The organism is Palleronia sp. THAF1, from assembly GCF_009363795.1.
In the GTDB taxonomy this organism is placed as follows: Bacteria; Pseudomonadota; Alphaproteobacteria; order Rhodobacterales; family Rhodobacteraceae; genus Palleronia.
Window position 1 is genome coordinate 1099244 of the sequence record NZ_CP045420.1, and the last position, 12308, is coordinate 1111551.

The 12308-nt window shown below is 62.4% G+C and carries 9 protein-coding genes and 1 pseudogene; 6 read left to right on the top strand and 4 right to left on the bottom strand.

Annotated elements, in window-relative coordinates; genetic code table 11:
• Positions 1 to 13 precede the first annotated feature (13 nt).
• From FIU81_RS05525 to FIU81_RS05535, 3 genes are read right to left on the bottom strand one after another with little or no spacing between them, the layout of a single operon-like run.
• Entirely contained in the window at positions 14 to 3151 is a 3138-nt protein-coding gene (locus FIU81_RS05525; RefSeq protein ID WP_124112576.1) for an efflux RND transporter permease subunit, read from the bottom strand.
• Positions 3148 to 4278, bottom strand: a complete 1131-nt coding sequence (locus tag FIU81_RS05530; RefSeq protein ID WP_124112577.1) for an efflux RND transporter periplasmic adaptor subunit — start codon at positions 4276 to 4278, stop codon at positions 3148 to 3150. The genes FIU81_RS05525 and FIU81_RS05530 overlap by 4 nt, the downstream gene beginning before the upstream one ends.
• Entirely contained in the window at positions 4271 to 5050 is a 780-nt protein-coding gene (locus FIU81_RS05535; RefSeq protein ID WP_254696010.1) for a TetR/AcrR family transcriptional regulator, read from the bottom strand. The genes FIU81_RS05530 and FIU81_RS05535 overlap by 8 nt, the downstream gene beginning before the upstream one ends.
• 191 nt (positions 5051 to 5241) lie before the next feature.
• On the opposite strand from FIU81_RS05535, the gene FIU81_RS05540 reads away from it, so the two are divergent.
• Complete coding sequence (locus FIU81_RS05540; RefSeq protein WP_124112578.1) at positions 5242 to 6168, top strand: sugar kinase; 927 nt, start codon at positions 5242 to 5244, stop codon at positions 6166 to 6168.
• A gap of 24 nt (positions 6169 to 6192) precedes the next feature.
• Here the strand turns inward: FIU81_RS05540 and FIU81_RS05545 are convergent, their stop codons facing one another.
• Positions 6193 to 7113 carry a hydrogen peroxide-inducible genes activator gene (locus tag FIU81_RS05545; RefSeq protein WP_124112579.1) on the bottom strand — a complete coding sequence of 307 codons (921 nt, stop codon included), beginning with the start codon at positions 7111 to 7113 and terminating at the stop codon, positions 6193 to 6195.
• A gap of 111 nt (positions 7114 to 7224) precedes the next feature.
• On the opposite strand from FIU81_RS05545, the gene FIU81_RS05550 reads away from it, so the two are divergent.
• The 5 genes and pseudogenes from FIU81_RS05550 to FIU81_RS16940 all read left to right on the top strand — a co-directional run bounded on the left by FIU81_RS05550 (position 7225) and on the right by FIU81_RS16940 (position 12306).
• The gene (locus FIU81_RS05550; RefSeq protein ID WP_124112580.1) at positions 7225 to 8916 is read left to right on the top strand and encodes a bifunctional protein tyrosine phosphatase family protein/NAD(P)/FAD-dependent oxidoreductase; all 1692 of its coding nucleotides are present in this window, start codon (positions 7225 to 7227) and stop codon (positions 8914 to 8916) included.
• A gap of 61 nt (positions 8917 to 8977) precedes the next feature.
• Complete coding sequence (locus FIU81_RS05555) at positions 8978 to 10705, top strand: SulP family inorganic anion transporter (protein ID WP_124112581.1); 1728 nt, start codon at positions 8978 to 8980, stop codon at positions 10703 to 10705.
• 14 nt (positions 10706 to 10719) lie between these two features.
• Positions 10720 to 11619 carry an MBL fold metallo-hydrolase gene (locus tag FIU81_RS05560; RefSeq protein ID WP_124112582.1) on the top strand — a complete coding sequence of 300 codons (900 nt, stop codon included), beginning with the start codon at positions 10720 to 10722 and terminating at the stop codon, positions 11617 to 11619.
• A 168-nt stretch (positions 11620 to 11787) separates the two neighbouring features.
• Positions 11788 to 11970: pseudogene (locus tag FIU81_RS17150) on the top strand (GntR family transcriptional regulator); the annotation flags it as partial.
• 3 nt (positions 11971 to 11973) lie between these two features.
• Positions 11974 to 12306 carry a FadR/GntR family transcriptional regulator gene (locus FIU81_RS16940; protein WP_254696011.1) on the top strand — a complete coding sequence of 111 codons (333 nt, stop codon included), beginning with the start codon at positions 11974 to 11976 and terminating at the stop codon, positions 12304 to 12306.
• The last annotated feature ends 2 nt before the right edge of the window (positions 12307 to 12308 follow it).

Below are 12308 nucleotides of genomic sequence, written 5' to 3' on the forward strand. Positions count from 1 at the left end.
TCGCCGCATCCGTTCAGGCCTGCACAGCGTCAGTGGATGGGCCGTCCATCGTCGCATCCTTCTTCTGCTTCCGCTCGCCCAGCATCAACATCGCGGGTGTCAGGATCAGCGTCAGAAGTGTGGCGACCACAAGGCCCCCGACGATGGCGCTGGAGAGTTCGGTCCAGTATTGCGTGGATGGCGCGCCAAACACGATGTCGCGCGTGAAGAAGTTCAGGTTCGCACCGAGGACCATCGGCAGCAGGCCCAGCGCCGTTGTGATCGAGGTCAGCATCACGGGACGCAATCGCTGCGCGCCGGTCCGAAGTGCTGCCTCTCGCGGGGACATGCCGGACTTCTTCAGGTCGTTGTAGGTGTCGATCAGCACGATGTTGTTGTTCACCACGATCCCCGCCAGCGCGATTACCCCGATACCGCCCATGACCACGCCGAAGGGCCGCCCGGTGATGATCAGTCCCAGAAGGACGCCGCCGACAGAGAAGACGATGGCGCTCATCACCACGAAGGCTTGGTAGAAGTTGTTGAACTGTAGGACCAGGATCACAAGCATCAGGAAGATCGCGGCGGCGAAGGCACCGCCAAGAAAAGCCATCGTCTCTGCCTGGTCTTCTGCCTCGCCGGCGAAACTGTAGCTGACGCCATCGGGCAGGTCGGCACTGTCTAGCGCGGATTGCAGCGCGGTGACCTGATCGTTCACAAGCAGACCCGGTGCGACGTTCGCTTCTATCGAGACGACCCGTTGTTCGTCGATGCGGGTGATCGTGCCGGTGCGTTCGCTGGGGGCGAAGGTCACGAAGTTAGAGATCGGGACCAGTCCGGCGGTCGTCGGCACACGCAGGTTGTTCAGCTCTGACAGGGACCGCTCTTCTGCGGGGAACCGCACGCGGATGTCCAACTCGCCATCGGCGTCAGAGGGGCGATAGTCAGCCACGGCGATGCCCTGGGTCAGAAGCTGCACGGCTTGGCCCAGCAAACTGACGTCGGCGCCGAAGCGCGCGGCTTCCGCCCGGTCGACGAGGATCGAGACTTCGACGCCCGGAAGGGGACGAGTGTCGGTGACATCGGTAAAGCCGCCGATCCGCTCCATGATGCCCAGCACCCGTTCGACCGCTTCGGCCTGCACACCCGGATTGCGCGCCGCGATTTGCAGGTTCACCGGCTTGCCGCTTGTCGGGCCGCCGCTTTCGGTCTGCACCTGCACGTCGATCCCGGCGATGTCGGAGACGTCTTCGCGGATGTCTTCGCCGATTTGCGCCGCCGTACGTCGCGTGTCCCAGTCGATCAGCTCCAACTGCAGGGTGCCGATGGTCTCCTCGTCTCCCTGTCCCGCGCTCATGGTGGATCGGGCGTAGACTGTCGCCACTTCGTCGTAGCTCAGCAGACGGTCTTCGACCTGCCGCACCAACGCGTCGCGCTCATAGATAGAGAAGTTGTCCCGCGCTCGGACCTGCACCTGCATGAATTCGGGCTCGACCGAGGGGAAGAACGTCACGCCCTTGCCGAGTTGGCCGTAAAGCCCGAAGCCACCCAGCAGCAACGCCAGCGCCAGAAGGGCAGTGGCACCGGGCCGCAGGATCGCCCATTCCAGCACGCGAACATAGGCCCCCGTCAGTCCACCGATGTGACGTGGATCGCCGAACTCTGCTGCGTGCAGGGCGCGCTTCGCCTCTGCGGTCTGGGGCTGTCGTTTGCCGATCAGGCCACCGAGGACGGGGATGAAGATCAGCGCCATGAAGAGCGACGCGAAAAGCGTCAGGATCACGGTGATCGGCAGGAACTTCATGAATTCGCCCACCATTCCGGTCCAGAACAGTAGCGGAAAGAAGACCGAAAGGGTCGTTGCCGTGGAGGCGATGACGGGCCAGGCCATGCGCTTCGCGGCATGGGCATAAGCCTCGCGCGGGGTTGCGCCATCTTGTAGACGACGGTCGGCCAATTCGACCGTGACGATGGCCCCGTCCACCAGCATCCCGACCACAAGGATCAGTGAGAACAGAACGACGATGTTCATGGTGAAGCCCATTGCCCACAAGGCCGTGACGCCCGCAAGGAACGCTCCGGGAATGGCAAGGCCGACAAGAATCGCAGACCGGACCCCCAGCGCATAGACGATCACGATCATCACAAGGATCACGGCAGCGATGACGTTCGCCTCCAGATCTGACAGCAGGGTTTCCACCTGTTCGGACTGGTCCTGAAGATATGTGACCTCGACACTGTCGGGCCAATCGGCGCGCAACTCTTCAAGCGCGGCTTTCGCCCCGGCGACGGTGTCGATGATATTGGCGCCAGAGCGTTTCTTGACCTCCAAGGCCAAGGCGGGCTGGCCCTCGATACGGGCAAAACCGGTCGGGTCCTCGAACGTGCGCCGGATCGTTGCCACATCGCCGAAGGTGACCACGGTTGCGCCGCGCACCTTCACGGGGATGTCCATGACATCCTGCAAATCCTCGATCAGCCCCGGCACCTTCAGCACCACGCGCCCGCCGCCGGTTTCGATGGCCCCGGCGGCGATCAGGCGGTTGTTGCGCTGCAGCTGGTTGATCAGCTCGTCGAAAGACAGATTGTAAGTCTGGAAAACTGTCGGGTCGATCAGCACCTCCAAAAACTCGTCGCGCGAGCCGCCGATATCGACTTCCAGCACGCCCGGCGCGCCTTCGATGGCTTCCTGCGCATCATCGGCCAGGCTGTTCAGCGTGCGTTCGGGCACTGGGCCAGAGATGATGGCGGTGATAATCGGGAACAGCGCCGTGTTGATCTCTGTGATCGACAGGTCATAGGCGTCTTCGGGCAAGTCACCCTCAACGCGGTCTGCCGCTTCGCGCACCTTGTCGAGCGCCTCGTCGATGTCGCCGCCGGGTGTGAACTCCAACTGCACGTTGGCATAGCCTTCGCCCGCGCTTGCGGTCATCTTGTCCAACCCGGTCAGCGCCGCGAACTCTGTCTCCATCGGCTCGATCAGCAGGCGTTCGGCATCAGTAGGGCTGATACCGTCCAATCCCGTCGAGACATAGACCAGCGGCAAAGGCACCTCTGGGTTGGCTTCCTTCGGGATCGAGACGTAGGCGATGGCCCCCACGCCAAGGATCACCAGCAGAGCCATCATCACGACCCGGCTGCGCGAGAAGACTGCGTCGATGATCGTGTTCATTGGCCTGCCTCCGCCAAGACAGAGTTGTCAGCCGGAGAGGGATCGACAGTCTCGCCGGTATTCACGAAGCCTTGGCCGACGGTGATGATCTGCGCCGCGTCAGGCAGGCCAGTGACCCAGATGCCGTCGATTTCGGCGCGCACGATCTCTATCGGATTGAAGACGACGCGGTCTTCAGTGTCCACGGTCTTCACGCCCAAACGCCCCTCTGGGCTGAGCGACACGGTCGAGGGTTGCACGAAGTGTGCCTGCGCCTGACCCGTCGGGATGTTGATCTCTGCCGAGATGCCCGCCGGGATCGCGCCGTCTTCGTTGGCGACGGTGATTTCGGCCAGAAACGTGCGTGTTTCAGAGTTGGCGGAGGTGCCCACGAAACTGACGGTGCCCTGCCTTTCCTCGCCGGTGATGAAGGTGACTGTTGCGTCTTGCCCATTCTGAATGCGGTTCAAGGCCTGTTGCGGCACCTGAATGGCCACGGTCAGGGGGCGGTTGTCGACGATGCGACCGACCTCTGCGCCCGCTTGTACGAACTCACCGGGATCAAGCGTCAGCGTCTCGATGCGTCCGGCGAAGGGGGCGACGATTTCCAGCGAGTCGCGGCTGTCCTCCGCAGTGGTCAGGGCCGCCTGGGCGGCAGCAAGGGCGGCGCGGGCCTCGGCCACGCGGTCAACTGTGGCGACGCCGCGGTCCAGCAACTCGGACGCGTTGTCGAACTCGCGCTGTGCGCGGGTCCGATCCTCACGCGCGCGGGTCAGGTTGGCTTCGGCGCTGGTCGTTGACAGGCGGGCGATAACGTCACCGTCGGCGACGTCTTCACCCTTGGACACCAGCACTTCGGCCACATCACCCGAAGCCTCTGCACGGACTTGCGTGTCTCGATCCGGCTGGGCCTGCCCTTCGGCCCGGAAAAACAGCGTGACGGGTTCGACCGCCGATTCCATGACCGACACGGCAACAGGGGTGACGCGGGCATCGTCGGTCGGGGCCTGCTGCGCCTCTTCCGATGGCAGGATGTAGCCACTACCCATCCAGCCCACGATTGCGATCACCAGTGCGGAGGCAATCCACGTCGCGCGCGATGCTCCCTTGTCTGCCTTGAAGTCCAGCGTTTCCGAATTCTCAGTCATAAGGTTGTTCCTTCAGGCGGCGCTTTGCGTCCGCGTCATTCTTGGCGTTTCGGTCCGGTGTCAGACCGATCAGCATTCGGCGTTGGTCTTCTGCGCTTGACAGAATGACGCTGCCTTCTGGCAGGCCCAGCAGCCTGTCACAGATCGCACCTTCCGCCTGCATCCGGTCGTTCAGAAGGCGGGTTGCTTGATCCAGATTTCCAGTGGCCGCTTGCGTCACCGCGTCTTCCAGAACCTGCCGACGTCCAAGTAACAGGCCCACGATCACCTCTGCCGTCAGACGGGCATCGGCCACATTGAAGGACCCGTCCGCAATGCCAGCCGAAACAAGGTCTTCCAGTACCGGAACGATCGCTTCGGCTGTGGCGTCGAAGATGCGCCGATACAGGATATCGTTGCCCGGTTTCGCAAGCACGTCCGTGAAAAGGCGCATCTCGTCAAGATTGTCGGTCTTCCAGCGTACAGAGCCCGCGACGAAGGCGTTGAATTTGGCCAAGGCATTACCGGACGCTTCGCGGCGAGCGGTTTCGGAAACGCGGATCGCATGCTCGGTCGAGCGCATCACGATGCCGGTCAGCAGATCTTCCTTGGCCGTGAAGTGATGGTAGAAACCGCCTTTCGAGATTTCCGCAGCGTCCAGCACATCGGCGATGGTTACCGCCTCCCAGCCGCGCTGCGTGAACAGCGACTGTGCCGCATCCAGGATCGCCTCGCGCCGATCTTCCGGCGCCATTCGTTTCCGAACCGCCTTTGTCTCGATTTTCAACGCCATGCTGGGAACTCATTTACAGACCGTTGGTCGGTATGTAGGGGCGGGTTTAGGGATGGCAATGGTCTTTTCGTGGACGGCACGGCTTTTATGTCCGTCACTGACATCGACATGATCGCCACCGTCTTGGTATTCGCAGAGAGTGCGGCAAGGGGTATTGTCGCCCCGATTTCAGTAGAGCGAAGGCCCGCACCATGCGTTTTTCCATCATCGGCGAATGTATGGCCGAATTGGCCCCGACCGACACCACCGGAGAGTTCCGGTTGGGCTTTGCGGGCGATACGTTCAACACCGCGTGGTATCTGGCCCGCTGCACGCCCGACGCGCAGGTGTCCTACGTAACGGCAGTCGGGGACGATGCGATCTCTGGCCAGATGACGGACTTCATGCGCGACGCCGGGATCGACGTGAGCCATGTCCAGACGGCTTCAAACCGAACAATCGGCCTTTACATGATCTCGCTGAAGGATGGAGAGCGCAGCTTCGCCTACTGGCGCGGCCAATCCGCCGCGCGGACATTGGCGGACGATCCATCGGCCCTGACCCGCGCGGTGGCAGGGGCGGACATGATCTACTTCTCGGGAATTACGTTGGGCGTTTTGCCATCCGACCGCCGGGAGCCGTTGCTGAATGTTTTGCGACAGGCCCGCGCCGCGGGCAGCACCATCGCCTTCGATCCCAACCTGCGCCCGAAGCTATGGGCCTCCGACATAGAGATGACGACCGCGATCATGCAGGCCGCTACTGTTAGCGATGTTGTCCTGCCCTCGTTCGAAGACGAGTCCGACTGGTTCGACGATTCCGATCCGCAGGCGACGGCAGATCGCTACCTGGGGGCCGGGGCCAAGACGGTCATCGTGAAGAACGGCGCGGACGGTGTTCTGTACGTGGAAGGCAGCACGCGGGGCGACGTGCCGGTCGAGCCTGTGGCGCAGGTCGTCGATACCACGGCGGCGGGCGACAGCTTCAACGCTGGGGTCTTTGCTGGCATGGCGAAAGGCAAGACCATCGCCGAAGCCATTGCCGACGCCTGCACCCTGTCTCGCGCGGTGGTGCAACATCGCGGGGCGTTGGTCCTGATCGAGCCCGACAATCTATCTCAGAACGACGCCGCAAGCTGAACCGAACAACCCGCGCCACTTGGTCTAGCTATCCAACGCCGATTCCGCGAACAGCCTGTCGCGGGCTTCGGTCAGGCAGGCTCCGATCCGGGCGAAAATCTCGGACCTGGCAGAGCTTTTGCGCCACGCGATGACCACGTCGCGGGGCCGCGCACCGCGCAGGGGTGCCAGCGAAAGCCGGTGTCCGTTCACGGCCCCGGCCGCGATCGCCAGATCAGGCAAAAGCGTGATGCCCAAATCCTCTTCTACCATGGCGGCAAGCGTCGGCAGGGACGTGGCAGCGAAACTTTGATCTTCGCTCAGCAAGGCCTCGGGAAACGCGGACAGGGCGTGGCGTTGCAGGCAATGCCCGCGGTCCAGAAGCAGAAGGCGGCGGTCCTTCAGATCCTCGCCCTCGACGACGCCGGAATTGGCAAGGGGGTGATCCAGGTGCGTCGCAAGGTGATAGTTGTCCTCGAACAGGAACATCGTCTCGATTTGGGCGGGAATGGCGTGCGGCAACGCCATCAGAACCATGTCCAGACGGCCCGCAATAAGGGCGTCCAAAAGCGGATCGGTCAGTTCTTCGCGCAAGGAAATCTGCAAGCCCGGTAGCCGTTCTCGGACAAGTGGTAGGGCACGGGGCAAAACGAACGGTCCGACTGTCGGGATGACGCCCATGCGCAAAAGACTACCGCCGGTCCCGGCCTCGCACGCTGCGTGATCCTCCAGATCCGCGACGGAGGCCAGTATCTCACGCGCTCGGGCGGCCAAATCAGCGCCGACGGGTGTCATCGAAACGCTTTGGCGCGTTCGTTCGGCGACCTGAACGCCAAGTCCGTCTTCCAGCTCTTTGATCCCGGTAGAAAAGGTGGATTGCGTGACATTGCACAAGCCCGCCGCTTGGGAAAAATTGAGTACCTCGTCCAAGGCAGCGAGGAAGCGAAGCTGTCTGAATGTTGTCATCGGTTATCGATATATACGATCACGGCTCGCTGCAAAGTCAATTTCCACAGTGGACGCAAATGGTCTTAGCGTTGGTCGACACCGCCGCCATGCTATCGGGAGGATAAGACCATGGACGTGAAAACCCTTACCGATCGGATTTCGGTCGGACCGCAAATTGCTCCGAGCGACGTGGCCGACCTGAAGGCGAAGGGCTTTCGGTCCATCATCGTCAATCGCCCGGATGGAGAAAGCGCAGATCAGCCCGGCTACGCCGAGATCGAGGCCGCCGCTCGCGCTGAGGGGTTGGAGACTCGCCACATACCGATCGAGGCAGGGAAGGTCTCCGATGACGATGTGATGGCGTTCAAGACTGCGCTGCGCGAGATGCCGTCGCCGATCTACGCCCACTGCCGCAGCGGCACACGGTCTGCCACGCTGTGGGCGCTGAGCGAGGCGGGCGAGCGCCCCATGCCGGAGATCCTGGCCAAAGGGCAAGCAGCCGGTTTCGATTTGAACGGTGTGGCGCGGCGGATCGCGAACGGAGGGCGCGTGCCAACGGATCCGGGCGAGGCGAAGTATGACGTCGTCATCGTCGGCGGAGGGGCTGCGGGTATTTCGACGGCGGCCTCCTTGAAATCGCGTCGACCGAGCCTTTCCATCGCTGTGGTCGAGCCGGCAGAGGTTCACTACTACCAGCCCGGCTGGACGATGGTGGGCGCGGGTATCTTCACGGCAGACCAGACCGCCAAGACGATGGGCGCGCTGATCCCCAAGGACGTGACCTGGATCAAGGGCGCGGTGGCGGCGTTCGAGCCGGAGAACAACGCCGTCGTCTTGGAAGGCTGCCGGGTTGTGACCTACGACCGTCTTGTCGTCTGCCCCGGACTGAAGCTGGACTGGAATGCTGTCGAGGGGCTGAGCGAGACGCTCGGGCGCAACGGCGTTACGTCAAACTACCGTTACGATCTTGCGCCCTACACTTGGCAACTGGTGCAGGAGATGCGGGATGGAACGGCAGTCTTTACCCAGCCGCCCATGCCGATCAAATGCGCGGGCGCTCCGCAGAAGGCGATGTATCTGTCGGCGGATCACTGGCACCGCAAGGGGCGTCTGAAGGACATCGACATTCACTTTGCGAACGCGGGCGGCGTGCTGTTCGGGGTGAAGGAATACGTGCCCGCGCTGATGGACTACGTGCGCAAATACGATGCCTCATTGGACTTCTTCCACAATCTGATCGCCGTGGACGGCCCTGCCAAGACGGCGACCTTCAAGGTGTCGAAGGAGGGCGAAAAGGCGACCACCCGCGAGATCGCGTTCGACATGCTGCACGTGTGTCCACCGCAGACCGCTCCGGATTTCATCCGGGTCTCTGGCTTGGCCGATGCAGCGGGATGGGTGGATGTAGACCAGCACACGCTGCGGCACAAAACTTATGACAACATCTGGAGCCTTGGCGACGTGATGAACGCGCCGAACGCCAAGACGGCGGCAGCAGCCCGCAAGCAAGCACCGACTGTGGCCGAGAATATCGTGGCCGACATCAAGGGCGGATCGGCGGTCGCCGCCTACGACGGCTACGGGTCCTGCCCGCTGACCGTCGAGCGGGGCAAGATCGTGCTGGCAGAGTTCGGCTACGGCGGCACCCTGAAGCCGAGCTTTCCGAAATGGGTTCTGGACGGCTCCAAGCCCACGCGCCTCGCGTGGCTGCTCAAGGCACAGGTGCTTCCACCGATTTACTGGCAGGGCATGCTGAAAGGGCATGAATGGCTGGCCGCGCCGGGCCTTGCAACGCAGGATGCGCCGACAGAGCGGGCATGATTGCCGAATCGGCGGTTCAGCCGCCGGTTCTTTGGGGCCAACAAAAAGTACGGTAACGCCGATGCTGCGCAGATATCTTCCCATTCTGGACTGGGGCCGCCGTTACACCGGTCAGGCCTTCGGGAACGATGCGTTGGCGGCGGTCATCGTGACGATCATGCTGATCCCGCAATCGCTGGCCTACGCGCTTCTGGCCGGGTTGCCACCGCAGGCCGGGATCTACGCCTCGATCCTGCCGATCATCCTTTATGCGATCTTCGGCACCTCGCGAGCGCTGGCGGTCGGGCCGGTTGCGGTCGTGTCGCTTTTGACGGCGAGCGCTGTGGGTCAGGTGGCAGAGCAAGGGACGGCCGGGTACGCAGTTGCCGCGCTGACGTTGGCTGGGCTGTCGGGCGGCTTTCTCGTCCTTCTGGGCGTCTTCCGGCTGGGGATGCTGGCCAACTTCCTGAGCCACCCGGTCATCGCCGGGTTCATCACCGCCTCCGGCATCCTGATCGCAGCCTCGCAACTGCGCCATATCCTTGGCGTCGAGGCTGAGGGACACACCCTGATCGAGATGGTCGGATCGCTTGCCGCGAATATCGGCCAGACCAATCCTTACACGCTTGCGATCGGCATTGCGGCCACCGCCTTCCTGTTCTGGGTTCGGCGCGGCATGAAGACTGCGCTGCGGGGCAGGGGCGTTCCCGCAAGGGCCGCCGATATCGCAACGAAGGCTGGCCCTGTGTTCGCCGTCATCGCCACGACTGTCGTCGTCTGGTTGTTTTCCCTGAACGACGCAGGCGTCTCTGTTGTGGGCGATGTGCCGAAGGGGCTGCCACCGCTGACCCTGCCGGGCCTGTCGCCCGACCTGATCCGGCAGTTGTTGATCCCGGCGATCCTGATCTCGATCATCGGCTTCGTCGAGTCGATCTCTGTCGCGCAGACCCTGGCCGCGAAACGCCGCGAGCGGATCAACCCGAACCAGGAACTCATCGGTCTGGGAGCGGCCAACCTTGGCGCCGCCTTCACCGGCGGCTACCCGGTGACTGGCGGTTTCGCGCGTTCGGCGGTGAACGACGACGCGGGCGCCGAAACGCCAGCGGCGGGCGCATACACCGCTCTTGGACTGGCACTCGCCGCGGCCTTCCTGACGCCGCTGGTCTTCTATCTGCCGAAAGCCACGCTTGCCGCAACGATCATCGTGGCTGTGCTGGGTCTGGTGGACCTGTCGATACTGCGCCGCACGTGGTCCTACGCGGGGGCCGACTTCGCTGCCGTTGCGATCACGATCCTGCTGACACTGGGCGCAGGCGTCGAGATCGGCGTGGCGACCGGTGTCGTCGTGTCTTTGCTGTTGCACCTGATCAAGACGTCGAAGCCGCACGTTGCCATCGTTGGCCTCGTGCCCGGCACCCATCATTTCCGCAACATCGACCGCCACGACGTGCAAACCTGCCCGAGACTTCTGACGATCCGCATCGACGAAAGCCTGTATTTCGTGAACGCGCAGTTTCTGGAGACGTTGATCCAGGATCGTGTGGCGGACGATAGCACCCTTCGGCATGTGGTGCTGATGTGCCCGGCGGTGAACAGCATCGACTTTTCCGCGCTGGAAAGTCTGGAGGCCGTGAACAGAAGGCTGACCGATCTTGGGATCGGGTTTCACCTGTCAGAGGTCAAAGGCCCGGTCATGGACCGCCTGCAGACGACCCACTTTCTGGACGCGCTCAACGGTCGCGTTTTCCTCAGCCAATACGATGCCTGGTCCGAACTGGCCGGTGCGTCATCCAAATCCGCAATACAATGATACAAGAGGGTCCCATGGACATGTTCACAAAAACCAGCCCGTCGACCGGTCCGGGCAGTCCACGCGTCGTTGGGTTCTACGAGCCTGTGTCCGGCTCGATCCAGTATATCGCGATCTGCGAGGCCACCAAAAAGGCCGCGCTGATCGACGTCGTGCTGAACTTCAATGCGGCCGCCGCGCGAACCTCGACCGAACACGCCGATTGGGCGCTGGACTATATCGAACGCGAGGGGCTGGAGTTGGAGTGGATCCTCGACACGCATCCCCATGCCGATCACCTGATGGCATCGGCTACGCTGAAGGAAAAGACAGGCAAACAAACGGCCATCGGAGAGAAGGTGGCGGATATCGCTGTCCTGTGGCGCGATCTGTACAACATGCCGGACGGGTTCGACACGACAGCGGACTTCGACCGGCTGTTCACCGATGGCGATACGTTCCAGGTGGGTGAGTGCGCTGCGCGCGTCATGCTGTCACCGGGGCACACACTGGGGTCGATCACCTACGTCATCGGCGATGCGGTCTTTGCGCATGACACCTTCATGCAGCCCGACGCAGGCACCGCGCGGTGTGATTTTCCGGGCGGATCGGCACGGCAGTTGTACGCCTCGATGCAGGCCATTCTATCCCTGCCGGATGACTACCGGATATTCATTGGCCACGATTACGGCACAGACACCCGCGAAGAGCCCGCGTGGGAGAGCACGGTCGGTGAACAGAAGGCGTCGAACAAACACCTTGGCGGCGGAACGCCCGAAGACAAATACGTCGAGATCAGAGAGGCGCGGGACGCGACGCTGGGCCTGCCCAAGCAGATGCTGCACGCCTTGCAGGTCAATCTGCGCGGTGGGCGCTTGCCGAAACCCGAAGCCGACGGGAACAGCTACTTCAAGATCCCCGCGAACCGCTTCTAGGTGTCGGCGATCTAGAATTCGGCTTTGCGAAGACCAATCGGGCCAGCCAGAGCGGTCGTCGGCCTGAACGTAATCAACACATTGATGAAAATACGACGGGGCACTTCCACTTGTTTAACAACTGACCTTCACTTGTAAGGGTATTCATGGCCTTGCTAGGGTCGCACAATGAACGGTCGCGACCCATTCATCGCTGCACACTCCACCTCTCGGCCAGCCCGATTGGAGGACCGGGTATTTTCCGGCTTGTTGGATGATATCCGGCTGGGAAGGTTCAGCCTGGGTGAGAAGCTTCCCAACGAAATACAGCTTGCGGCGCAATACGATTGCTCGCGACCCGTAGTTCGGTCAACCTTGGCAAAGCTCAGGAAGACGGGGCTTATCGAGTCGCGGCAAGGGGCGGGATCTTTCGGCAACAGCGGGCCGGGGGATCGGACGTCCGGCTACGGGGCGTTGGACCCGGTCGCCAATATCTCGGGCTACTTCGTTTTCAGAAAAGTGATCGAGGCCGAGGGTGCGGCACGGGCGGCGCAAAACGTCCAGCCCGCCGACATCGACACGCTGCGCAGCATCGTGGAGGGGATCGAAACGCGGATCGAAGCGGGTCAGGCGACGGCGGCGTTGGACGCTGAGTTTCACACATCATTTCGATGTTGTCTGACAACCGCTTCCTTGGCGAAACCTTGATC

What these genes read in the sequence shown, in the direction of transcription:
- FIU81_RS05530 (WP_124112577.1), bottom strand. Translation starts at nt 4,278, where the DNA reads ATGACTGAGAATTCGGAAACGCTGGACTTCAAGGCAGACAAGGGAGCA.
- FIU81_RS05545 (WP_124112579.1), bottom strand. Translation starts at nt 7,113, where the DNA reads ATGACAACATTCAGACAGCTTCGCTTCCTCGCTGCCTTGGACGAGGTA.
- FIU81_RS05540 (WP_124112578.1), top strand. Translation starts at nt 5,242, where the DNA reads ATGCGTTTTTCCATCATCGGCGAATGTATGGCCGAATTGGCCCCGACC.
- FIU81_RS05555 (WP_124112581.1), top strand. Translation starts at nt 8,978, where the DNA reads ATGCTGCGCAGATATCTTCCCATTCTGGACTGGGGCCGCCGTTACACC.
- FIU81_RS05560 (WP_124112582.1), top strand. Translation starts at nt 10,720, where the DNA reads ATGGACATGTTCACAAAAACCAGCCCGTCGACCGGTCCGGGCAGTCCA.
- FIU81_RS05535 (WP_254696010.1), bottom strand. Translation starts at nt 5,050, where the DNA reads ATGGCGTTGAAAATCGAGACAAAGGCGGTTCGGAAACGAATGGCGCCG.
- FIU81_RS05550 (WP_124112580.1), top strand. Translation starts at nt 7,225, where the DNA reads ATGGACGTGAAAACCCTTACCGATCGGATTTCGGTCGGACCGCAAATT.
- FIU81_RS05525 (WP_124112576.1), bottom strand. Translation starts at nt 3,151, where the DNA reads ATGAACACGATCATCGACGCAGTCTTCTCGCGCAGCCGGGTCGTGATG.